17 protein-coding genes are annotated in these 24,162 nt (G+C 33.5%); 6 read left to right on the top strand and 11 right to left on the bottom strand.

The window, feature by feature from the left end; all coding sequences use genetic code 11:
• The first annotated feature begins 177 nt into the window (after window positions 1-177).
• Both AVL50_RS07425 and AVL50_RS07430 read left to right on the top strand, forming a co-directional pair.
• A complete protein-coding gene (locus tag AVL50_RS07425; RefSeq protein ID WP_062615853.1) occupies window positions 178-2,412 on the top strand; it encodes an amino acid permease in 2,235 nt (744 codons plus the stop codon).
• Window positions 2,413-2,557: 145 nt separating this feature from the next.
• Entirely contained in the window at window positions 2,558-3,724 is a 1,167-nt protein-coding gene (locus AVL50_RS07430; RefSeq protein WP_062615854.1) for a homogentisate 1,2-dioxygenase, read from the top strand.
• 73 nt (window positions 3,725-3,797) lie between these two features.
• Here AVL50_RS07430 and AVL50_RS07435 read toward each other — a convergent pair whose 3' ends face one another.
• The 3 genes from AVL50_RS07435 to AVL50_RS07445 all read right to left on the bottom strand — a co-directional run bounded on the left by AVL50_RS07435 (window position 3,798) and on the right by AVL50_RS07445 (window position 6,537).
• A complete protein-coding gene (locus AVL50_RS07435) occupies window positions 3,798-4,706 on the bottom strand; it encodes an NUMOD4 motif-containing HNH endonuclease (protein ID WP_062615855.1) in 909 nt (302 codons plus the stop codon).
• Between the two features lie 154 nt (window positions 4,707-4,860).
• Window positions 4,861-5,385 (bottom strand): DUF4924 family protein, encoded by a 525-nt coding sequence (locus AVL50_RS07440; RefSeq protein ID WP_062615856.1) that lies wholly within the window; start codon window positions 5,383-5,385, stop codon window positions 4,861-4,863.
• A gap of 315 nt (window positions 5,386-5,700) precedes the next feature.
• A complete protein-coding gene (locus AVL50_RS07445; RefSeq protein WP_062615878.1) occupies window positions 5,701-6,537 on the bottom strand; it encodes a LexA family transcriptional regulator in 837 nt (278 codons plus the stop codon).
• 234 nt (window positions 6,538-6,771) lie between these two features.
• Between AVL50_RS07445 and sppA the strand changes: the two genes are divergently transcribed.
• Window positions 6,772-8,574 carry a signal peptide peptidase SppA gene (gene sppA, locus AVL50_RS07450; RefSeq protein WP_063850596.1) on the top strand — a complete coding sequence of 601 codons (1,803 nt, stop codon included), beginning with the start codon at window positions 6,772-6,774 and terminating at the stop codon, window positions 8,572-8,574.
• Window positions 8,575-8,725: 151 nt separating this feature from the next.
• On the opposite strand, the gene AVL50_RS07455 is transcribed toward sppA, so the two are convergent.
• The 8 genes from AVL50_RS07455 to AVL50_RS07490 all read right to left on the bottom strand — a co-directional run bounded on the left by AVL50_RS07455 (window position 8,726) and on the right by AVL50_RS07490 (window position 21,704).
• Window positions 8,726-10,072: an ATP-binding protein gene (locus tag AVL50_RS07455; RefSeq protein ID WP_062615858.1), complete on the bottom strand. Its 1,347-nt coding sequence runs from the start codon at window positions 10,070-10,072 to the stop codon at window positions 8,726-8,728.
• 25 nt (window positions 10,073-10,097) lie between these two features.
• Window positions 10,098-11,438, bottom strand: a complete 1,341-nt coding sequence (locus tag AVL50_RS07460) for an ATP-binding protein (RefSeq protein WP_062615859.1) — start codon at window positions 11,436-11,438, stop codon at window positions 10,098-10,100.
• Between the two features lie 173 nt (window positions 11,439-11,611).
• Window positions 11,612-12,892 (bottom strand): ATP-binding protein, encoded by a 1,281-nt coding sequence (locus tag AVL50_RS07465; protein WP_062615860.1) that lies wholly within the window; start codon window positions 12,890-12,892, stop codon window positions 11,612-11,614.
• Between the two features lie 198 nt (window positions 12,893-13,090).
• On the bottom strand, window positions 13,091-14,377 hold the full coding sequence (locus AVL50_RS07470) for an ATP-binding protein (RefSeq protein WP_062615861.1): 1,287 nt from the start codon (window positions 14,375-14,377) through the stop codon (window positions 13,091-13,093).
• Between the two features lie 184 nt (window positions 14,378-14,561).
• Window positions 14,562-18,965, bottom strand: a complete 4,404-nt coding sequence (locus tag AVL50_RS07475) for an efflux RND transporter permease subunit (RefSeq protein WP_082795708.1) — start codon at window positions 18,963-18,965, stop codon at window positions 14,562-14,564.
• A gap of 12 nt (window positions 18,966-18,977) precedes the next feature.
• Window positions 18,978-19,994, bottom strand: a complete 1,017-nt coding sequence (locus AVL50_RS07480; protein WP_082795709.1) for an efflux RND transporter periplasmic adaptor subunit — start codon at window positions 19,992-19,994, stop codon at window positions 18,978-18,980.
• Between the two features lie 214 nt (window positions 19,995-20,208).
• Window positions 20,209-20,913, bottom strand: a complete 705-nt coding sequence (locus AVL50_RS07485; protein ID WP_062615864.1) for a chalcone isomerase family protein — start codon at window positions 20,911-20,913, stop codon at window positions 20,209-20,211.
• Between the two features lie 380 nt (window positions 20,914-21,293).
• Window positions 21,294-21,704 (bottom strand): hypothetical protein, encoded by a 411-nt coding sequence (locus AVL50_RS07490; RefSeq protein WP_062615865.1) that lies wholly within the window; start codon window positions 21,702-21,704, stop codon window positions 21,294-21,296.
• A 679-nt stretch (window positions 21,705-22,383) separates the two neighbouring features.
• Here AVL50_RS07490 and AVL50_RS33705 point away from each other — a divergent pair.
• From AVL50_RS33705 to AVL50_RS07500, 3 genes are all read left to right on the top strand, one after another.
• Window positions 22,384-22,506, top strand: a complete 123-nt coding sequence (locus AVL50_RS33705; RefSeq protein WP_256366107.1) for a hypothetical protein — start codon at window positions 22,384-22,386, stop codon at window positions 22,504-22,506.
• Between the two features lie 52 nt (window positions 22,507-22,558).
• Window positions 22,559-23,086: a BamA/TamA family outer membrane protein gene (locus AVL50_RS07495; protein WP_062615866.1), complete on the top strand. Its 528-nt coding sequence runs from the start codon at window positions 22,559-22,561 to the stop codon at window positions 23,084-23,086.
• 202 nt (window positions 23,087-23,288) lie between these two features.
• Window positions 23,289-24,161 (top strand): hypothetical protein, encoded by an 873-nt coding sequence (locus AVL50_RS07500; RefSeq protein ID WP_062615867.1) that lies wholly within the window; start codon window positions 23,289-23,291, stop codon window positions 24,159-24,161.
• Window position 24,162 lies beyond the last annotated feature (1 nt).

Genomic DNA, 24,162 nt, shown 5'->3' on the forward strand with positions numbered 1-24,162 from the left:
AATTTATGTATTAGGATATAAATAAAAAGAGGTTTTGAGGATGTGGTTTTTAATGTTACTCATAGTGATTTAAATAACTCAAATGTAGTTGTCTATAGGCTTAGAGTAGGATAAAAAACGAATAAAAGGACCCTTTAAAGGTATTCATCCTAATATTGAGTACATAGCAACCATATTATGGCTAATAGATTAGACAAAACACAACATCAAGGTTTCGGGACGGCTCCCGTATTTTTCACTTCAATAAGTACGATTTTAGGTGCGATTCTCTTTTTGAGATTTGGATATGCAGTAGCAAACTTAGGGTTGTTGTCATGTTTAGTCATGGTACTTGTAGGACACTTAGTAACCATTCCTACAGCAATGGCAATTTCTGAAATTGCAACGAACCAAAAAGTACAAGGTGGAGGTGTTTATTATATCATCTCCAGATCATTCGGTATTACCATAGGTGGTGCAATTGGTATATCACTTTACTTATCTCAGGCCATTAGTACGGCCTTTTATATTATAGCATTTGCAGAAGCATTCCGCCCTTTATTTCCATTATTGGCTGATTATGGCATTGTAGACCTCAATCTCAGGTGGATTACAATTCCAATCACAATTGGATTAATCGCCTTGGTTATCTATAAAGGTGCAGATTTGGGAATGCGTACATTATATATAGTAGTAGGGATTCTTTTCCTTTCTTTACTTTCTTTCTTTGCAGGCACAACTGAATTTGCACAAGAATTAACAAAAGTAGATTGGAATGGTCACATTAAAGATGGAGATAGTTTCTTTAAAGTATTAGCCATTTGTTTCCCCGCTTTCACCGGTATAGCGGCAGGGGTAGGGTTATCAGGAGACCTGAAATCACCAGAACAGTCCATCCCAATTGGAACCATGTTGGCAGGTGTTTTTGGTATGGTAGTCTACATGTTTGTCGCTTATAAATTGTCGGTGTCAGCTTCTCTGACAGATTTGGATACTGATCCATTGATCATGACCGATATTTCTATTTGGGGTCCTATGGTTCCAATTGGTTTAGCGGCAGCGGCACTTTCATCAGCTATTGGTTCAATTCTAGTTGCACCAAGAACGTTGCAAGCCATTGCAGAAGATAAGGTATTACCTAATCAGTCTGTCAATAAATGGTTAGGGTACATTACTAAAGATTCTGGAGAACCATTAAACTCATCTTTAGTTACTTCATTTGTGACTATTGTTTTTGTGTTGATTGGTGATATTGATATCGTTGCTCAAATTATTACAATGTTTTTCATGGTGACCTACGGTGCCATTTGTTTGATTTCCTTCTTAGAGCATTTTGCATCTGATCCAGCATATCGACCAGTATTCAAATCAAAACCTATTATTTCATTGGTTGGAGCTGTAATGTGTCTTTACTTGATGTTCAAAATCTCTGTGACTTATACCATGATTGCATTGGTATTTATGGTGATTTTATATCAAATGGTAAGAAGGTTCACTCCAAACAAAGAAGGATTAAAAGCTATTTTCCAAGGTGTAATTTTCCAATTGAGTAGGCAATTCCAGATCTTCTTGCAGAAAACTGAAATTGATAATGAAGAAGATCACTGGAGACCGGCTGTGGTTTGTGTAAGTAGAAATACTTTTAAACGTTTCTCTGCTTTTAATCTTGTGAAATGGATTGCACACAAATATGGATTTGCTACATATATCCATTTAATTGACGGATATTTATCAAAAGAAACCAATAAAGAAGCTCAAAAGGATCTAGATAGGTTGATTAAAATATCTGAAGCAAGTAATTCAAAAGTATATCTTGATACAATGATTAGTCCGTCAATGACTTCTGTGATTGCACAAGTAATTCAATTGCCATCTGTTGCTGGTAAAGAGAACAATATGTTGATGTTTGAATTCTCAAAGAAAAACAATGATGATGGTTTGAAACAGGTGATTGATAACTTTAAGCTAATGTCAGTTACCGGCAATGATATTTGTGTACTCGCTTCTGATGAAAGAAATTTTGGTTATAAAACAGAGATTCATATTTGGTTAACTCCTAAAGATCTTGAGAATGCGAACCTCATGATTCTTTTGGCATTTATTATCATTGGTCATCCAGAGTGGAGTAACGCAAAAATTACATTACTAGCCTGTTTCCCAGATGCAGAGTTAGAAATGAGAAGGGAACAGATCTTAAAACTGATAAAAACAGGACGTCTGCCAATATCAAAGAATAATGTACGCTTAATATCAAGGGCAGATAATGTAGATATTAAAACAGTGATTAACTCAACTTCACAAGATGCAGACCTTACTATTGTTGGATTAAGGTTAGAAGCATTGAAGAAAGTTAATGAACAAGTATTTTATGGATATGATGATATAGGAGATGTATTATTTATCCATACAGCTCAAGGGAAAGACATTTCATAATGTTTTTCTCTGAATAAATACTAAGCCAAGATTATGATAAATTAATTATCAATACTTTTTGGCTTAGTACTTAATTAACCAATAAATTAACGCAAACAAGCGTTGTTTGCGTTGTTATAACACATGCTTTAAACACATAACTATCATGACTTACTATTACAGATTAGGAGAAATTCCTCCTAAAAGGCACACTCAATTCAGACAGCCTGATGGTTCATTGTATCATGAAGAATTGGTGAGTTCATTGGGGTTTTCAGGTATTTATTCTAACATATACCATAAAGTACCTCCTACAAAAGTCAAAGGAATCAAAGCTTCTATTCCTTATGGATACAAGATACTAGAAGGGTATGGATTGAAAATGACACATCTCAAAACTGCTGATGTTGAATTTACAGGAGATGATTATCTCTCTGCAAGGTTACCTCTGATGGTCAATAGCCAATGCATTATTTCATTATGCTATCCAAAGCAGTTGCAAATGGAAGATTATTTTAAAAATGCCGATGGTGATGAGATGATCTATGTGTATGAAGGAAAAGGGGAAATGCATACACAGTTTGGTGTAGTCCCGTTTCAAAAAGGGGATTACATTGTGGTTCCTCGAACGACCATTTATAAAATGGAATTTGATCAGGATAGCACTCAGAAATTCTTGATTGTAGAATCTAAAATGCCAATTGAAACGGTAGGTCGTTACAGAAATGAATTAGGACAGCTTCTTGAACATTCACCATATTGTGAAAGAGACTTACATCCGCCAGTAAGGTTGTCAGACTTAGATATGACAGCGTCGGAGTATTCCATGAAAATCAAGAAAGGTGCTGAATTACACCATTATATTTATGGGAATTCACCATTTGATATTGTTGGGTGGGATGGTTTCTTGTATCCTTATACCTTTTCAATTTACGATTTTGAGCCCATAACAGGTCGATTGCATCAGCCACCGCCAGTACATCAAACTTTTCAGGCCAGAGGAGCTTTTGTTGTCTGCTCTTTTGTACCCCGTCTTTTTGATTATCACCCTTTAAGTATTCCTGCACCTTACAATCATTCTAATATTGATTCAGATGAAGTGCTGTTTTATACAGAAGGAAACTTTATGAGCAGAAAGGGAATTGCACAAGGTGCTTTTACATTACATCCAGGAGGAATACCACATGGGCCACATCCAGGAACTATGGAAAAAAGTATTGGCAAAAAAGGGACTGAAGAATATGCGGTTATGGTAGATACATTTGCTCCATTATATATAACCGAACAAGCAAAAGCGTTTCTAGATGAAGAATATCCTTTTAGCTGGCAATAAAAAAATGTAATATTATTTTAATAATAACAACGATGCCATTATAATTTACTTTATAATGGCATCAATTGTTTCTTTAATCTAATTCAATTTCTTTTTTTGAATATTGAGTGATTGCAGCTAGATCATTTTCATTGATGTAGTTGTACAATCTTGTGTATCCAATATCCAGAAGTCTACTGATTTTAGCTATGCTTTTACCTTCATCAAGGTATTTCTTGATTAAATCTTTTTTACGCTGTGCGATTTCTTTACGGTGTGACTGACCCATTTTACGGATTCGGTCTAATTGTAACGGACGTTGCTCCAAAAGACGTGTTGATTTGTCAGCTTGGGTTTCCCAGAATAAATTGATAGGAGCCAAGTTCTTATAATCCCAATCTCTGTAGGCAAGCTTGTGACTTTTTGAAGGTTTAAGCTTTCCTAGGTCTCTCAAAATAATCTCGGCAATAGCCAAAGATTTCCATTTGCCATCTTCGTTAACTCTGATAAACAAGCATGATCCATTATCTGAAATACGGTGGTATTTGTTTTTATAATGGTAATAATCATGACCGTCAATTGGTTTTTCAGCGGTTTTCTTAGATGGTTTACAGCTTTTTACAAACTTTTCAGAATAATCTGGAATGTATTTTCTTTTTGTGGCAAACCTTGTTTTCAAAGTACACCATTCTAGGTTGTCTACTTGATTGTTGGACTTGTCGCCATCCTTATGGATTACAATTTGTCCTTCTTCTTTTGGTTTATCAAGGAACATTTCAGCTACCAAACGGTGTACGTAAAATGATTTCTTCTTCCCATTTACTTTGCAGTCAATGGAAAGGTAACCACCTCCTATATCTCTTCCTTTAATAAGTTCACCTTTTTGAGAACGAGCATAAGATTTAACTTTACCGTTGTTACTAATTTCATACTTCTTATCAGTAAAGGGTAGCTCAACCCAGATTTCTTCTGTAGTTGTTTTTTCGGGCGAAGTAGTTTTCATAATTCGACTGTTTCAATTAAGATAGTTAAATTTGTAGTGATAGATTACAACCTAAATACTTGTTTAAATCATAAAAAAGAAAGAGGCTATATCTTTGTACTATTTGTAAACGTAAATCGTAAGGAAAATCAATTAATGAATGTTATGCTATACGTTAATAGAACTGTTGTTTATATTTAAATGCAAGATACGATAAAACATCTCCGAAGGTATTAAGAATCTCTTTCGTCTGATCATCAACCTTTTTCCCTCTTGTTCGGAGTAATAATAACCCAAATATCCCATTTATACAAATTTGTATTGGATTTGTAATTAAACCATCAGCGATTTTTAAGTTATTCTCAATATGTGGAGCGGCATTTTGATAAATTTTCAAATAATCCTGATCTTCTTTTAGAAGTTTCTCATGAATTGTCGTAATTGTATCAATCTCGTTTTGGGCCAAAGAGCAATGTCCTTCCTTCATTACCTCCTCAGATTCCATGAGTTTCATTAGTTCTTTATGCCAGTTCAGTACCTCTTCTTTTTCTTCTTCAGTTAATTTTGTAATATGCTTAAGAACATATTCTTTTATATCGTCAAAATTAAAATTAAAGGCCCTCAATAACTCCTCTGATTGATAGATATATATGATGTACTCACATATATTATCTTCCTTTTTTTTATCTGCTATTATCATTAATGCAAGTTCTAAACGCGTAAGTAACTATTTAGAAAAAGGTATTTCTCTAATTAGTTATGAATCTCATTATTGCAATACCAATGAGCAACTATTTAATAGATCTAGACTTTATTTTATGTTTAAGATGTAGTAGAGTAATTGACTTAAAAAATGAATTTATAAATAATATCAAAATACTAATATCTTAAAAACGTATGCCTATAGATTAAAACAATCCTTAAATAGTGGCTGTTTTTTTATTTAAAAAGCAAAAAAAGAGGAAATAGATGATAAATCAAATATTTCCTCGAATAATAATATTTTTATTTAGATTTATTTTTTACTCTTGATATTCAAGACTTCTTGATCAAGCCTCCAAATTGCTTCCTGCATCTCTGATAATGAGTCATTGGCTTCCTTCTCTGGAAACTCTCTGGAAATGTGAGCGACTAAACGCCACATCTCACTGATTTCTAGTGCACTAACCTCGTAAGGGGAGTACTTTAGATTGGTTGATTTGAGGATGAAACTATTATTATTATTAATGTTATTGTACACTTTTTTTAGTACAAAACCCTCTGATTTTGTGGTGACAATACAAACTGAACCTTCTTTAATAGTTTTCCAGTCTTCAATGTATTCACCAATAATAATTGTACCTTCTTCTAATGGAGGCATGGAATCACCTGTAATCTCAAATGCTCTATATGTTTTTCCTTTTGGTAAGAAAGGCAGTGTATATTTTGGGAGGTTTTTGAAGAAAGAAGTATCTGAGTATCCCGCTGCATATCCGGCTCTGGCTTTTTCAGGCACTAATACAATGTTCTCTTCGTCAGTTTCTTTATCTGTTGGAATAGCAAGAATTCGCATTCCTTTTCCTGAAATATGCTCTTCTGTATTCTCTCTCTTTTGAACACTAATTGGATCCATTAATGTAAGGTCCTTTGTCAAAATATCATCAATGGCAACATTAAAGAACTGAGAAATACGTTCTAAACGGAAATAATTAGGTTCTGCACGACCATCCTCATAGGAGGATACTGCACTTCTTGATACAATATCTTCTTCTGTACTTAATTGATCTCCTAAATCAGTTTGACTTAATTTGGGCTTCTGCTGTTGTCTTAAAAACCTTAGGTTTTTTCCAAATTTTGATGGTATTTTCGACATTTGATGATTTTTTACACTTAGGAATACTAAATTTTTTGTCAATTTAAGATATTAAACATTAATTGCCAAATATTTCAACGAAAATGTAATAAAGCCCTATTTTTTTTTGAATTGTATAAGATTTATACATTAAAAGATATTGTAAGACGGTAATAATGTTTTAACTTTATTATTGTTTATTACATATATAAAAACTCAAATAATAATTATAAACACAACTTCAAAAACATATATATGAAAGGATTTTTAAAGACCATTTTCGCCGTACTATTAGGAATGTCTATTTTTACAGGAGTAGTAATTGTTGGTGGTAGTGTGGCATTGATTGGAATTATTGCATCAGCTTCTAGCGGTACTTCCGAACCTACTATGATTGATGATCAATCTGTACTAGTACTAAAATTATCTCAACCCATTAATGAAATCGGTGAAACAGACCCATTCGAATCTCTTAATTCAAGCTTCTTTCCTTCAAAAGGCTCAGTGAGTTTACAAGATTATTTAGATGTTATCGATAAAGCTACTCATGATGATAATATCTCAGGTATTTATATTAAAGGTGGAACATTTGGTGGTAGTATGCCAATGGCATTAGAAGTAAGAAATGCCTTAAGAATCTTCAAGAATGAAGGGAAGTTTATTTACGCATATGCTGACTACATTACAGAAGCAGGTTACTTTGTGTTAGCAGAAGCCAACAAGATTTATTTGAACCCAATTGGTGGTTTAGAGTTTAATGGTCTTTCTTCTGAAATTGTTTACTTGAAAAACTTTTTTGAGAAAATTGGTGTTAAGCCAGAGATTTTCAGAGTAGGTAAATATAAAAGTGCTGTTGAACCCTTCATGACAGATAAAATGAGTGCTGCCAACAAAGAGCAAATCTCCTCTTATCTAAATTCTTTGTATGATGAATATTTAGAGGGTATCAGCGAGTCAAGAGGTATTAAATTAGAGGAGTTGAGAAATATCTCTAATAAGATGTTGATTAGAAATTCTCATGATGCGCAGCAATATAAATTTGTAGATGAGCTAGTTTATGAAGATGAAGCGGAGACACATATAGCTGAGATGTTGGAAGTGGAGAAAACATCTGATATTTCCTTTATTAAATATAACAAATACAAAAACGCTTTTGATCCTAGAACAAATGATATTGAAAAGGACGGTAAGGTTGTTGTTTTAGCTGCTGAAGGTGAAATTATTTATGGAAAATCAGAAAGTGGTTCAAAAGCAATTACCAACGTTGATTTAGTGAAAGAAATTAATGAGTTAGCCGATGATGAATCAGTGGATGCTGTGGTATTGAGAGTGAATTCTCCAGGTGGTAGTGCATTGTCTTCTGACTTGATTTGGAGAGCGGTTCAAAACCTTAAAAAGAAAAAGCCAGTTGTTGCTTCTATGTCAACTTATGCGGCTTCAGGTGGATATTACATCTCTATGGGTTGCGATAAGATTGTAGCTTACCCTAATACCATCACAGGTTCTATTGGTATTTTTGGGTTAATGTTCAATCCATCTGAATTACTAAGCAAGAAATTAGGTATTAAAACTTATGCAGTAAGTACTGGTGAGTTTTCTAACTTCCAATCACCTTTGGATGATTTTACGAAAGAAGATTTTGCTATTATTCAGCAAAGCGTAGAGGAAGGCTACAAGACATTTACTGAAAAAGCAGCTGAAGGTCGTCATATGAATATTGATGATTTATTAAAAGTGGCTCAAGGTAGAGTGTGGACAGGTGTTCAAGCGAAACAAGTGGGATTAGTAGATGAATTAGGTGGCTATGAAGTTGCTATTAAAATGGCTGCTGAATTGGCTGGTTTAGAAGAAGATGGATACGAAGTGAAGTATCTTCCTGGTGAGATTGATATTTTCCAAGAAATGTTTAAGAACTTAGAAATCGATGCTCAAGCTTACTTGAAAAAGAGTTTGTTAGGGGAGTATTCTTCTGAAACTGATAAAATCATGAATTGGATGAATTCAATGAAAGGTGTTCAAGCAAGAGTACCTTATTTAGAGGAAATCGAAGGATATTAATTCTTAGAGCGTGTAAAAATATATATTCCAAACATGCTCTTTATTTCTCCAATAATTAAAATCCTGATGTTCATCTTGTATTCAATGTACAAGATCGATATCAGGATTTTTTGTGTCTAAAAATATGTATTAGAGATTGAAAGACAGTTAATTATACATTTTTAAATTGACTAGGTTTGTAATGAAGTGTTGGTGTTGGAGTACTTTTGACTTCCAATAGTAAATCTTTTTTAATAGTAAAATAAAACTGGCTACCTTCATTTTGCTTAGATTTAAACCATATACTGCCTTGGTGCATTTCCACTATTTTCTTGCAGAAAGCTAAACCAACACCAATACCCTCATATTCTGATTTCAAATGAAGTCTGGTAAACATATCAAATATTTTATCTTGATTTTGGTCTGTAATACCAATGCCATTGTCAGCTATACAAAATTGCCAATAGGTATCACATTCTGTATAGGTGATATTTATTTCAGGAATTGCATCTTCACTTTGATACTTGATCGAATTGGTGATGAGGTGTTCAAATAATAATTTGATAAGATCTGGAGCAACATCCATCTCAGGAAATAGATGGTAAGTAAGTATCACATTTTTTTGGGTGATTATATCTTTCATTTCATTACTGATTTCAGAAAGAATACCATTAAGGTTAGTGGCTTTGAACTCTTGTTCATGACTTAGTTTAGAGAAGGTGAGCAGGCTCAGAATCATTTGATCCATAATCTTCATCTCATCATGAATATAATTGAAATAGAGGTCAAATTTCTCATTTGGACCTTGGGTTTCCTTTTTAATAAATTGAAGAAAACTACTAGTTGTGCGTAGTGGTTCACTAAGATTATGAGAACAGATGTAGGTGAAATGTTTTAGCTCATAATTTTTCCGTTCAAGTTGTTCCTGTTTATCTCTAATACTATTAATATACTTTTTATTTTCTGATAAGAAGATAGATAAAATAACCAATGAGACCCCTAAATTGATAAAGTCAATTACCATTTGACTATACCTTTGTATTTCTTCAGTTGTGGAAATGAGGGGTTCAAAATGATGGAAATGCCATCTTAAATAGCTGAACACCATTATACCTAAAAGTGTAAATGTATTTTTTTTACGTGTTTTAACTTCTTCAAAAATGATTAAAGGTAGCCCTAAATAAGGAATGAATAGATACTGGAAATGAAAAACTTCTCCTAAGCTAATAGCCATTCCACCAATGATAATTAATGATAAGACACAGTAAATAATTTGAGATAAATGAAACTTCTGATAGTAGTTGAGAAGTAAAATTATACCAAAAACAGGGATTAAGCAACCCGTAATTATTGTAATCTTTGAAGGAGAATTGATTGATATTGAAGTAATAAAAAAAATGATGATAACCCCTATAGCGATTAAAGAAAGTTCATTTAACAAACGTACTTTTTTAATCATTGTAGGAGATTGTCCTTTTTGAATTCCAATGTTGAATACAATATGCTTTAATTTTTTCATAAAAGATATAATTCCTTGTCAATCGTTAATCTACATTTTTATAGCTTTTGGGTTTATAGTGTAGTGTTTTAGTGGGTATTTTATTGACTTCTATAGGTAAATCTTTTTTAATGGTAAAATAAAACTGACTGCCCTGCTGATATTTTGATTGAACCCAGATCTTTCCTTTATGGATCTCTACAATTTTCTTACAGAAAGCTAAACCAATTCCTTGTCCCTTGAATTCATTATCTAAGTGAAGGCGAGTAAACATATGGAAGATTTTTTGCAAGTTCTTTTCTTTAATTCCAATCCCATTGTCCGCTACACAAAACTCCCAGTAATCAGGGGTGTCTTCATAAGAAATTTGGATTACTGGCTTTGTATGTGGTGATTGATACTTGATGCCATTGATAATTAAATTTTGAAAAACCTGTTTAATCTGTGTGGGGAGACCATGAATGTCTGGCAAATAAGAATACTCAATGGTAGCTTCTTTTTCGAGAATCAATTGGCTTAGGTCTACTTCTATTTCACTGATAATATCATGACTGTTGACACTTTGGTAAGTATTTTTGTTTTGTAGTTTTGAAAAAGCCAGCAAACTTAGAATCATGGTGTTCATCCGCTTATTAGCTTCCTCTACATAATGAAAATAGGTATTCAACTTAGCATTAGAGGAATCAGATTCTTCTTTTATGATACTAATAAAGCCATCTACGGTTCGCAGTGGCTCGCTTAGGTCATGGGAACAGATGTACGCAAAATGTTCCAGTTCCTTGTTTTTTTCCTCAACTTCTTCATTTTTCTTTTTCAGTTTTTCAAGGTATTTGTTGTTTTCAGAGGTGAAAAAATAGAAGAGACAGATAATAAAACCGAAAAGGATGATTTCATTGAGCAACCGGGTTTCAAATACAATGCTAGGGTCAAGAAAAATCAGAGGATCAAAATTTCTGAAATGCCATTCTAGATATAGAAAACCAATAATCCCAGCGGATGAAAGTAAGACTTTTACTCTTCCTTTTTTGTCATCCAGTAAAATAAATGGAAGGCCTAAGTATGGCACTAAAAGAAATTGAGAATGTAAAAGCGGGCCTGAAACAATGGCCACAGTCATTAAAATAAATAAGGATAAAAGGCAATGTGTGATTCTTGCCACATAGTATTTCCCTGAATAGTTGAGCAATGGTACGATCATTATTTCAGGAATTACAAGTGCTGTGACAAGTTTTGAATAATACGGAGTGTCCATCACCAATGCATAAATTAGCATAGCCACAGCAGACAAGCACCCCATGAAGGAGATTGAATTGGTTAGATGAATTTTTTTGATAGTATCAGCATCCAATCCCTCCTGCACTCCAATATTTTGGAGTACGGTTATCATTTTTCCGAATCGTGAATTTTTCAATAAGATAAGGGATTTAAAAATTGAGTAATTAGGTTTTTGTGAGCTATTAGAAATATACTATGTGATCGCTAGAATAGAAAATTATAAATCGATTTCACTTTTGAACTACTATACAATGTTATAATCATACAATTTAAAGTGTCGATATTTTACTGAACCGGTAAATGTTTTTTGATGGAAAAATGAAATTTGCTTCCCTCATTGACTTTTGATTCTACCCAAATTTGCCCGCCGTGAATCTCAATTATTTTCTTGCAGAAGGAAAGACCAACGCCAATTCCATCATATTCAGAATCCAGATGAAGACGAGTGAACATGCTGAAAATTTTGTGTTGATTATCTTCCTTAATACCTATGCCGTTATCAACAACAACAAATTCCCAATTGTTGGGGTTTTCTTTAAAGTGAATTGTGATGAATGGTAGAGCATCCTGCTTTTGATATTTGATAGCATTTGAGATAAGGTGCTTAAATAACTTTTTGATAAGTTGAGGTTCTGCGTAAATACTTGGCAGGTACTCATAATTGAAGACAACATTCTTTTCCGCAATGACCTCTTTCAGCTCAATTTTAATATCAGATAAGGTAGTATTCAAGTCGGTTACTTTAAAGTCAAATGCCTTACTTAATTTGGAGAAGGATAAGAGACTTAGAATCATCTGATCCATTCGTTCAATTTCCTCATGTATGTAGTTGAAATAAATGTCTAGTTTTTTGCTCGAGTCTTTGATTTCCTTTTTGACAAACTCTAAAAAGCTACTGGCAGTACGTAAAGGTTCACTCAAATTATGAGAACAGATATAGGTAAAGTGTTCTAACTCATAGTTCTTATCTACTAGCTGTTCTTGCTTTCTTTGAAGCTTCTTGATGTAGCTTTTATTTTCATTGATAAAAAAGAAAAATAACAGAAACACAATACCAAATATGAGAATGTCAGTAAGGAATTGATTGGCTTTCGGGCCGTCTTCAGGAAGTGTGATAAGTGGATCAAAATTACAAAAGTGCCATTCCAAATAGATAAAAAGGAGGATACCAAATAATGAGAATATAATTTTCTTAATTCCAATTTCATCCTCAAACATCACAAAAGGCAACCCGAGATAGGGGAGTAAAACATATTGAAAATGGAATGATTTGCCTAATGTAACACTCATTGAAGTGATGATGAGTAATGCTAAACAGCAAAAAGCAATTTGAGCGATTCTGTAATACCTGAAATAATTTAAAGTGGGAATGATAGATAAAACAGGACCAATAAAACAAAGAAAAACTTTGGCTTCAAGTGGAACATTATACGTAAGTGTAAATATAAAAAGGATGCTGGCGGCTCCAATACACATCAGAGATAGATTATTTGCGAGATGTACCTTTTTGACTGTCATAGCATCCAATCCCTCATGCACTCCAATGTTTTGAAGCGTAAATAGCATTTTTTTGATTCTAGAGTTTTTCAAAGACTGAGGAATTAATTCACAAAATTAGGTAGTCCTATTGGTTAGAAGAAATATACTAGGTCAAATGCAGAATACGAAATATTGAAATGATTAACCAATTGCGTTTATATATAAAGTTATTATCCTACAATTTTACTATAGTTTGCTTATATCAGATTCAAGTCATTTTTTTAACTAAATAAATACTTCTGCACTGACATGGTTATCTTTAAGTGCTAGGTCTTTTTTAATTGTAAAATAAAACTTACTTCCTTGCTGATAAATAGATTCTACCCAGATTTTGCCTTGGTGTATTTCTACTATTTTTTTACAGAATGCTAATCCAATACCATCACCTTGGAAGTCAGATTTTAAATGCAATCTTGTAAATATCTGAAAGATCTTTTTCTGGTCTCTTACTTTTATACCAATACCATTATCTGCCACGCAAAACTCCCAATATTCAGGTGTACTTTTATATGAAATTTTGATAATAGGTTGGGTAAATGGAGACTGATATTTAAGACCATTGATAATCAAATTTTGAAATACCTGTTTAACCTGAGTGGGCAAACCAATGATGTTAGGTAAATTATTAGAGAATTCTATAATTGCATTTTTCTCTGAGATCAATTGATACAAGTCTATTTTTACTTCTCCTATGATGTTATAGACATTAAAAATATGGAACTCATTTTTGTTTTTCAATTTTGCAAATTCTAATAAACTAATAATCATTATATTCATTCTTTGATTTGCCGCCTCCACATAAGAAAAATAAGTATTGAGTTTTTTGTTTGTTAAGTCTGACTCCTCTTTGATGATTCTGATGAAACCATCTATGGTTCTAAGAGGTTCACTTAGGTCATGAGAACAGATATAAGCAAAGTGTTCCAGCTCCTTATTTTTATCCTCAATTTCATTCTTGTTTTTCTTAAGTTTATCGAGATATTTATTATTAATTGATGTAAAAAAATAAAATAAGCTCAATACTATACCAAAGATTGTAAGCTCATTGATTAATCTTATATCACATATTATTTCATCTGGTATTTTAAAAACAGGATCATAGTTATTCAAATGCCATTGAAGGTAAATGAAACCAATAATCCCGAAGGAAGATAATACCACTTTAACATCGGCGGGTTCTTCATCAAATAAGATAAACGGTAGTCCCAAATAAGTTAAAAGTAAAAATTGTGCGTGTGATTCAGTTCCGGATACAATACCAATTGTCATCAAGATGAGAAAGGAGTTGAAAAGGTATGCAATTCTTGCTAATGTGAATTTTTGAAGATAGTTCAGTAATGGAGGTGAAAATAAAAGCAACACAATCCCTCCAATGAATGCTATCATCAAATTACTCAGCTCTAAATAATAAGCGTATAATAACATGATGAATGTCACGCTGATACTCGTAAATGAAAATGAATTGGTTAGAAAGATTTTTTTTACAGTATCAACATCTAATCCTTCGTGCATTCCAATCCCCTGTAGTCTAAATATGATTCTTTTGATAGTCAACAATTGAGCGAGTTAATTTTTGTATTAGGTTACGTATTCTCAATTTAAGACTATCAGCGAACATAAAGAAGAAATGGGCAAATTTAACCCTGTATCTACTAAACAATGTTACAATCCTTCAATTTAGATGGAAACTTGTCAATTATTGACTGTTGATTAAACCTCTTAATTCGTACTCTTTGACAATCACATTCGCTTTAGCTTTGAGTACAAGAGTTCTGCTTTCAAGGTTTTTTTCCTGACAGTCAGAGTAATCTTTATAATTCAGAAGGCCGTTGTCAAAGGCGTCTTTCTTTATTTTTAATTCGCGATCTCTAAATTTAAGTGCCTGTTGGGCTGTTTTCAAAATGACCATTGCATTTTTTAATTCTTCAGATACTACAATTATATCTTTTGTAACTTCTTTCTTATTTTCATCCAGCTGAAGCTTTGCCTGTTGGAGTTGAATTTTAGAAATTTCAACATCACGTGATTTCTTTCCCCACTGCAGTATTGGCCAGCTTAATGTGGCACCTACTAAAACGTTAGTTTGTGGAATCAAAGGAATATTACCAAAATAAAAGCCCTGTGCTGTAAGGGTAATATCTGGAATATGCTGGTTTTTATGAAAGGATAATCCCGCTTCCGCCTTTTCTATCATTAAGTTGGATTCCCTCACTCTGTAATTGTCCAGAATAATGGAAGAATCAGTACTTACAGTACTCAGAAGTTCCAGTACTCCAATGGAATCATAAGTGACTTCAGCTACACTCCATATTGAATCTTGGGGAAAGTCTAAGATGGTATTCAATTGTAATCTATATTTTGAAGCATCAATTTTCGACTGTTGGAATTTGGATTGATGATCGAGCAAATCAGCTTGTAACCCTATGGCATATACGTCTAGTAATTCCCCTGCATCAACACCTACCTCTACATCTTTTAATTTTTTCTGAATCAATTCAATTTGCTCTTGATAGGTTGAGACCTTGGCCTCCTCAATGGCAATGCCTACATAAAGTTTCGAAACACCAGAGCGGATCTGCTGTTCAGCCTCATAGTATTTATTCTGTACTATTTTATAATCAATTTCCTTTACTTCAGAACCTGCTTTTATCTTAAAAATCTGAGAAATGGGCTGATAAACACCAACATTTGCAACTCCTAAAAACGTATTGTTTTCAGCCAATGTAAATTCTGCTCCAAAGGGAATAGGAGGGACTTCACCGATCAATGGCAGTTCATTGACTTTTAAGCTGACATCAGATGTTCTCTCAGTGTGATAATACCAAAAAAGGCCTCCATCAAGTATCACAGTTGGAAGGTAATTGGCTGTGACTTTATGGACTTCCTTTTGCTTTTTCTGAATCTCAAGCTGCAATAATTGTAATTGTTGGTTGTTTTGTTTTGCAATCTCAACACATTGATCTAACTGTATGGTTTCTTGAGCCAGTAGGTCATTGGGTTGGAAAATGAAAAAGAATAGAATCACTGCAGCTCCTTTTGAAATGTGCTTTTTGAGTTCTTCTGTCATTCCAAACTTCCAATAAAGGACAGGAATTGTCAATAAGGTCATAAACATGGAGAAGACAAGACCTACAGCAAGAACTGTGGCCAAAGGTGCCCACATTGGAGAACCTGAAATAATCATTGGTGTCACCCCAATTGCGGCCGCCATAGTGGTAAGAAAAATAGGCCTGATTCTTCTTTTGCCCGCCCCAATTGCGGCTTCTTTGATGGTGTGATTTTCTTTGATGACTAATTCATTGGCGAAATCGACTAAAATAATGGAGTTCCTCACTGATACCCCCACTAAAGAAGCCAATCCTACAAATGCTGTGAAACCAAATGGATAGCCTGATAATAGCAGTCCGAAGAAGGCCCCAAATACACTAAGCGGAATTGCAGCTAATACAATACTCACCTGATTCAGAGTCTTGAATTGCATCAGAATAACAAGGAATATGATAAATACACAATAAAGAATCACATTGTTCATTTCTTCAAACGTTTCTCTTTGACTTTCATCTTCACCGCCAATCTCTAATTCATAACCATGTGGCATCTGATAATTGTTCAATTCCTCACGAATGGAATTAAGCACTTGTGAAGGCAGTACATCCACCTTAGTTTGTGATTCTACGGTCAATGTATTTACACCGTTTCTATGTTTGATATTAGAAGGCATCCATGCTGGGGAAATTTCAGCCACTTCCATCAGTGGAAAACTTGCTCCTGTAATCATACTGGTCACATAAAAGTTTTTCAACCCTTCAATGTTCTTATGTTTTACAGATTTATCTTGAATAATGATGGGCAAAGCGGTATTTCCTTCCCACAATGTACCCACGGACATTCCTGTATAAGCTACCGTAAGTTGCCTCATGATAGTAGCTTCACTGATGCCCAATTGTTGTGCAACGTTTTTAATGGTATTTACTTCAATACTTAATTGATTTTCAAAATGATCATTTCTAACATTAAAAGAATAAGGAGATTTTTCTAGGATGGTTCTTATATCCTTGGCAATCTTTTGAATAGTTGCATAATCTTTTCCTTTGATTCTTAATTCGATGGGTGCTTCATAAGGAGTTCCTTGTTGCATTTTTTTGACATCAATCACAGCCTCTGGGAACTTGTCGGGAAGAATTTCTTCTAATTCAGCTACCCATTCTTCAGTAGCTTCATTAGAAATGGTATTGATCAATAATTGGGACAGATTACTTTGTGGGAATTTTGGAGCATAGTTGTAGTAAAATCTTGGGGAGGAAGTACCAACAAAACTAGCATAGCTGACCAATTTTTCATTGCTGTTGATCTGCTTTTCAATTTCAAGTGTAATGCTATCAGTGACGCTCAATGCGGTACCTTCTTTGGTTCTTATTTCAATCACAAATTGATTCCTTTCGGCGGCAGGGAATAGCTTTTGTTTTAATAGAAAATACAAACTGCCGCCAACAATAAATGACAGGGTAGAGAAGAGAAATAACGTTTTTGGATACTTAAATGAAAGGTCAATGGCATGATCAAAGAAGAGCTGTAAGTAATCCAGCATACTTTTCTTTCCACCTTCTTTTTTCTCAAATTTCTTTTTGATAAAAGTATAACATAAATAAGGAGTGAGAAGCATGGCCACCAAATAGGAAGCATTAATGGCAATAGCCACAGTTAAAGGAAGAGAGTGAATAAACTCGCCTACTGCTCCTGAGAGGGTGATAAGTGGGAAAAATGCTCCAGCAATAGTCAACCCTGCGGTAAAAACAGGAATTTTCAATTCGTCTGCCGAACGCCAAGCGGCTTCATAAGGATCAAAATCTTCTTCTAATTTCTCAACATAATTATCAGCAATTACAATGGCATCATCTACCAGCATTCCTAAAACCACAATAAGCGAGGCCAATGAAACTTGCTGTAATTGTATGCCTAAACCATCAAGAATACCAAACGTAAAGGCTACTGTAACAGGAATGGCCAACGTGGCAATAAGTGCCACTCTGAATGGAAGTAAAAGCAGGATTACAATAATCACGGAGATTATAGCGATGAAAAACTCACGAATAAAATCATTGATACTTTCTTTTACATTTTCAGGCTGATTGACCACATAATCAATTTTTACATCTGAAGGAATCTCAGATTGGTATTCTTCTACCATGTTTTCTACTTCCTCTCCAAAATCAACAATATTGAAACCGTTTTGCATTTCCATTGAAATTAGAATGGAGGAGGTACCATTGACTCTGATATATTGGTCATCTTCTTTAAATCCTCTTTCCACTTCGGCAATATCTTTGATCCGAATAGTTTCTCCTTGAGCGCCTACGGCAATAATTTGATTTTCAATATCTGATTGGTTGGAGAATTGATGTGTGCTGATAAATTGTGTATTGATGCCATTTACTTCAATACGCCCGGAGGGAACAATCAGATTTTCACCAGCTAAAGAGGCAAGAATTTGAGGAGTGTATATTTTATATTGACTTAGCTTTCTATAATCCACATTGATGTAATAACATTCTTTTTTGGAGCCCATCTTTTTGATTTTAGAAAGGGAAGTAATACCTCTCAGCCGATCACATAACTCATCTACATACCCTTGGTTTTCTCTGCTGCTTCTATTTTTACTTTGGAAAGAAACCAAAAGTGCCACGGTATCCCCAAAGTCAGATTGTACAATGGGGCCTATCACGCCGGAAGGGAGTTCTGTGAGTTTAAGCAAATTAAGGCGGTTTTGAAGCTTTGACCAGAAAATATCAGCTTGCGTAACGTAATCCTGTAATTCTACAACGATGTACAAAACCCCTTCCCTAGAATTGGAATAAGTTTTTTCTTTATTGACTTCCTCAAAACTGAAAAGTACATCTTCAATTTTTGCTGTCACTTTTTTTTCCACATCAACACTGCTCGCCCCTGGGAAAAATGCCACAACCAGTCCCTCTCTAATGTTAAATTTTGGATCTTCCCTTCTTGGCATCGTTTCCAAAGAGAAAATACCATACATGACAATTAGGAAAGTGATAGTGAGAATAATCTGCTTGTGGTCAAGTGCTTGTTTTACAATAGACATAATGCTCGGTTTTTAAAGTTTTACAGCACTTCCATCCATTAAATTGATAGGTGGATTAAGAATCAATTCATCATTGGCATATAAACCTTTGTCAATAATGATGTTGTTTCCAGTAATCTTCCCAGGGAAAACTCTTTGCTTGTGAGCCAGTCCTTTTCTTTTTACAAATACATAATTGAGACCATCGATGTCTTTGGTGACTAACTGTATAGGAATACTTATTTTTTCTTCACTGCCATTCTCATAAACCTCCACATTACAAAGCATTCCTTCTTTGTATTTATGCTCTTTATTATCAATCAAAATATCCAAACGGAAAGTTCTTGAAAGTAGGGTTGCGGTCGGGTGAAGGGTGGTGATTTTACCCATAATGGTATCTTGAGTAGCATTGATTATGATTTTGCATTCTTTATTATAATCAATGTTATTGACCTTGTTTTCTGGAATTCCAACCGTAGCAAAAACAGAGTTATTATTAATGATTCTAATAATTGGTTCTCCTTTTGAAATACCACCACCGTTTTTGACCCAGATTTTACTGACCGTACCACTCACTGCTGCTCTAAGTGTTGTGTAGTCCAATTTGTTTTGATAGAGTGTATAATTGGATTTTGCTTGTTGCTGTAAGAAGACGATTTTATTATAATCTGCTTCCGCCAAACTTCCCGCTTTGTACATTTTTGTTAAACGTTCTAGTTGGTCATTGGCTTCATCTAATTGGGCTTTTGCAATTTTTACAGCTTCATTATAATCCACTCTGTCCAGTTGAGCCAGTACTGTTCCTTTCTTGACATTCTGACCTTCCTTTACTTTGATAACCGCTAATTTTCCATCAATCAAAAATGAATGCTCATGCTTACCTTCTGATTTTATTTCCCCAAAAAGATCTAAAGAGGGTTGTATTTTCTGAGCCTTTATTTTTTCAACGTTCACTGTGTATACAGTGGTCGTTTTTTCTTGGAGATCTTTTTTACATTGGAAAAAAACGAAAACGCCAATCATGAGAAAGAAGAAGATTTTGTGGTTCATTGTCAAAAATAGTAGTGTGTTTTTGGGAGTAAATGCGATGTAATAAGAAGTTACAAATTGATGAACTGAATTAATAGTCTTTTGTTTTAAATAAAGGTATAAATAACCTAAGTGCCATATTATCTATAAATCGTTATTTTCTTTAGTAAGTGTTCAAAATAAAAAAGCCGTTGAATCAAGAAGAAACAACGGCTTTTACTACTGATGTGGGATCTTAAAGATCTTTAGAAAGTAAATCTTCTTTAAGGGATTCATTGAATGTCATGTTCCCAATGAAGATGTTTAAAAGGCTTTTTTGGAATTCCTTTCCTTGAATTACTCCTTTCTCTTTGTTGTTTTTTGAGAGGTGCAATTCGTTGTTGTAACATGTGAATCTGAAGTGGTCACCGATTTTTACTTCTTCTTGAAACATGCTGAGGAAAGTTTCGATGTCACCGACAATGTTATCAATCTGACCGTTATTGGCTTTAATAATAGAGTCTTTAAAACTCTTGTCAATAGAGATCATTTTGTGTGGAATAATACCATCAAATTTCTTGATGTTATTGACCATGTCACCAAGTTCACCTGACTTCATTAGCTTCATGTTTTCGTCATGAACTCGGTTCACTTCTTCAATAGTCTTATCCGACTGGAATTGATTGGATGTGATGACCATTTCAATCATTTTTGCATGGTCATCGTAGATAATTTTAATTGGATCATCAGTTCTTTCATAAACATACAGTCCGCATACAAAAAGCTTAAATAGGCCTGACGAATGCATTCCATGTCCATTTAGTTTTAAGTTTTCATTTTCGACTGTAATTACATTTGGGAATTTTACGTTTTTAAAAATTGAGACGTCGTAGGTTTGTTCCTGTGAAAATACGTGTGTTGATGATAAAATTAATAATAGAGTGTAAATGAATTTAGCCATAAATAGAAGTATGAAATAAAAAATTTTGTATTACTGCATTGCAATTATTGATATTAAAATTTATTTTTTTGGTGAGCGTTGTCACTGTTTCGCTTAAAAGCGTCTATATCACACTAAAATATTTTCATTTGTACTGAAATAGTATAATTTTTTATAGATAAAGTCCTCTTTCAAATGTAAAGGAATTTTAATTAGTGATAATCTTCACCCGTTATTAATGAGATTGATTGAAGTGGTGAAGTGTATAATGAATTCACACTTTGCTAATAAGGGTTGTTTTGGCTGTTTCTTATTTCAAAAAATGATTAAAACTGAAAAAAAGGGTACAAAAAAAGAGGAGTTTGACTCCCCTTCATACATTAATTTTAGGACAAAATGAATTATTTTAATAGCCATTCAATGGCTTCCTCGTTGTTGGTGAAGTATTGGATTTTTAATGCTTGTTGATCTTTTGCATCATCAATAAATTGATCAAAAGAGATCTGTGCGAAGAAATCTTCAGAGACTATCCAAGCCACTTTTGTAAGTCCAATGTCAGCTACAACCCCAACAAATTTTTGGTTGATCCAATCTTGGGTTTCAGGCATTACATTATAATAGGCGTTTTTTGAGTCGACCAACATTCCTTGTGGTGCATATTTTTGCGTAATATCTAAATGTGATAAAACTTCTTGCCGGTATACTTCTTCCGGCATGCTGATAGGGGTTGTCCAAATAGTTCTTAGAATTTTGTTGGGTGCATTCCAAAAATTGGTGATATACTCACTCTGATAAACTAGCTCGTATTCCATTCTTTTCAATTGGTAATTTTGATTCTAATATGTACTACTTCAAAAGACGAACGATCTTTTTCCTTTTGACACTGTACTAAATAAAGATAAAGCTTTTTATAAATAAGTGCTTGTTCATTTATTATATACTTAGAAAAGTGCAAGAAATACTTTTTTCAAATCAAAATGGACGAATAAGGTACTTTTTGGGCTTATTGAGGAAATCGTACTGTTCTGAATGTGCGTTAAGTAGAGTGTAAGTTAGATAGTTAAGCCAATTAAATCAACATTATCTATAACCCAACTACTGTCTACTACGGTGCGGATGATGATCCGTGCCAAGAAATTGATAAATGAGATCGTTGTAAATGATGTATTATTAAGTTTATGAAATAACTAACCTTGCTTCAAGATTTGATTATTTACTGTTTTGATTGTAGATACCCTACCTATTATATAGGTAGGGTTTTGCGTTTTAAAATTATCGTTAGGCTTTGAATAAAAACATTGAAATGATAAATAGAGTTAAGTAGTTGATCATAATTTAAATGCATTTAAGCTATAGATAATTTTGAACGGGTACTTATGATAGGGTTTTGCATCATTTCTCATACTTATTAGAATAGTAAACAAAATTCACAACTGATAAGGCCTATTTTCATTTCATATTTTAAATTCTTTCTCTCCTGTTTTGCTCAATTTGGAAACATGGGGCGGTTCTGACAGAATTCAAGGAAAAGCTAAGTTTATTCCTCTGCCATATGTAGATTATGGTGTACAGTCAGAAGCTACGATTGGAGTTATTCCAGTAATTAGTGTTTAATCCATCAGAAAAAGATACCCTTTCTCCATTTTCCTGTGTAGGTGTTTTTTCTATGTATAGTCAAAGCGGTACATGGAGGGTAATGGCATTTGGTCAGTTTTACTTCAATGAAGATAAATGGAGAATATCTACAGTGGCTGGTGTTGGTGATTTCAATTTCCTGACATTCGTAGGAAGTCAAATTAACCGATCGTATCGATATAATGCAGTTTTAGACTACGCAGATTTACATGTAAGCCGAAAAGTGTTCAAAGATGTATATGCAGGGATGGGCCACACCTATACTCGCTTTAATACATTATTTACAGCTGAGATGCCACAAAGTGCTTCAACTATTTACGGTTTAACGCTTGAAGTATCTATTGATAAACGATCTAATATATCCTACCCTCGCAGTGGTTACTTAATTAAGACTAACTTTGTGACACATTCAGCTTTTATGGGTAATACACAAAAGTCTAATCCATTGACATTAGAATACAATCATTATTTTCCAGTAAGAAGAAATAGAGATGTATTTGCTGTCCGTTTGTTTACAGGTTATACACTTGACAAGAAATGTTATTTACTTAACATGTAATTAAATTTAGTAGTAACAGCTTTTGATAAAGAGAAATATAATCCTACTAATATTTACTTCTTTTCATAATTAGTTTGATAATTATATCGTTGTTACTTTAGTTTTATTAAGAAATAGATTCTTTCTTTTGTCATACATTTGAAATAGCAAACAATTTTTTAAAACCAATTTTTTTGAACCAATTTTATTCATCAATTTTTTTATGAAGAACCTAGTTTTAGTTTTCTTAGTTCTATGTACTGCTTTTGCCTGTAGTACTTCAGAGCAAGAAGAAAACTCTGTGATACCAACAGACAAAACCTACTCTATTAAGGTTGCATTGTCACCACCAGAATTTGTATCCTTCAATCGAACAAATAACAATTATTTTGAAGGTCAGTATTGTTATTTTACATTACGTAGCGAATCTGGAGATCTTTTATTTGATTCTACTCCTGGATCTGATGTTGTAGAATTATCAGAAGTAGTACCTGGCAAATACATTATTGACATTCGTATTGATGATCATATTGGAAACTGTATGGGTATTGCAAAAAGATCGATCGAGGTAATTGATAAGGACCTTGAATTTAATATGAAGCTTGAACCGAAAGGTTTTGTGTATAAAATTAATGCAACATCAGAAATCCCATCTGATTTTACTTATAATATTAGATTACGAACAAATGAGTCTGTTACCGTTACAGAACGTTACTATCTTCAAAATTGGGGGAATGAAGATTGGCAATATAGGAATTTAGAAAAATATTTTTTTATCGAGACGGAAAGTAACCCTTACTATAACATTGTTCCTACGGAGAACTATAGATCAATTGAAACGTCTGGTGTATTTGATCATATTTATGTTTCTTTTGCAAAATATGACACGTTGAATTGGGAAAATAGTGAGTATTATTCATGGGAGTCTGATTTAGATCAACTTGAGATAAATATTGGAGATCGAATTGATTTTGACATAGATATCAAAACTATTTTTGACGCATTAGTGGATAAGGACAACGAAATTACCAATGGAAACCAAGTGGAAATTGGAGGTATTGATTGGAATGACCGTAGAATTGAAATCAAACTTTAAA

The organism is Flammeovirga sp. SJP92 (genome assembly GCF_001583495.1).
Lineage (GTDB): Bacteria > Bacteroidota > Bacteroidia > Cytophagales > Flammeovirgaceae > Flammeovirga.

What these genes read in the sequence shown, in the direction of transcription:
- AVL50_RS07485 (WP_062615864.1), bottom strand. Translation starts at nt 20,913, where the DNA reads ATGGCTAAATTCATTTACACTCTATTATTAATTTTATCATCAACACAC.
- AVL50_RS07460 (WP_062615859.1), bottom strand. Translation starts at nt 11,438, where the DNA reads ATGATAACCGTACTCCAAAATATTGGAGTGCAGGAGGGATTGGATGCT.
- AVL50_RS07455 (WP_062615858.1), bottom strand. Translation starts at nt 10,072, where the DNA reads ATGAAAAAATTAAAGCATATTGTATTCAACATTGGAATTCAAAAAGGA.
- AVL50_RS07475 (WP_082795708.1), bottom strand. Translation starts at nt 18,965, where the DNA reads ATGTCTATTGTAAAACAAGCACTTGACCACAAGCAGATTATTCTCACT.
- AVL50_RS07430 (WP_062615854.1), top strand. Translation starts at nt 2,558, where the DNA reads ATGACTTACTATTACAGATTAGGAGAAATTCCTCCTAAAAGGCACACT.
- AVL50_RS07440 (WP_062615856.1), bottom strand. Translation starts at nt 5,385, where the DNA reads ATGATAATAGCAGATAAAAAAAAGGAAGATAATATATGTGAGTACATC.
- AVL50_RS07445 (WP_062615878.1), bottom strand. Translation starts at nt 6,537, where the DNA reads ATGTCGAAAATACCATCAAAATTTGGAAAAAACCTAAGGTTTTTAAGA.
- AVL50_RS07425 (WP_062615853.1), top strand. Translation starts at nt 178, where the DNA reads ATGGCTAATAGATTAGACAAAACACAACATCAAGGTTTCGGGACGGCT.
- AVL50_RS07465 (WP_062615860.1), bottom strand. Translation starts at nt 12,892, where the DNA reads ATGCTATTTACGCTTCAAAACATTGGAGTGCATGAGGGATTGGATGCT.
- AVL50_RS07480 (WP_082795709.1), bottom strand. Translation starts at nt 19,994, where the DNA reads ATGAACCACAAAATCTTCTTCTTTCTCATGATTGGCGTTTTCGTTTTT.
- AVL50_RS07490 (WP_062615865.1), bottom strand. Translation starts at nt 21,704, where the DNA reads ATGGAATACGAGCTAGTTTATCAGAGTGAGTATATCACCAATTTTTGG.
- AVL50_RS07470 (WP_062615861.1), bottom strand. Translation starts at nt 14,377, where the DNA reads ATGCACGAAGGATTAGATGTTGATACTGTAAAAAAAATCTTTCTAACC.
- sppA (WP_063850596.1), top strand. Translation starts at nt 6,772, where the DNA reads ATGAAAGGATTTTTAAAGACCATTTTCGCCGTACTATTAGGAATGTCT.
- AVL50_RS07500 (WP_062615867.1), top strand. Translation starts at nt 23,289, where the DNA reads ATGAAGAACCTAGTTTTAGTTTTCTTAGTTCTATGTACTGCTTTTGCC.
- AVL50_RS07435 (WP_062615855.1), bottom strand. Translation starts at nt 4,706, where the DNA reads ATGAAAACTACTTCGCCCGAAAAAACAACTACAGAAGAAATCTGGGTT.
- AVL50_RS07495 (WP_062615866.1), top strand. Translation starts at nt 22,559, where the DNA reads ATGTATAGTCAAAGCGGTACATGGAGGGTAATGGCATTTGGTCAGTTT.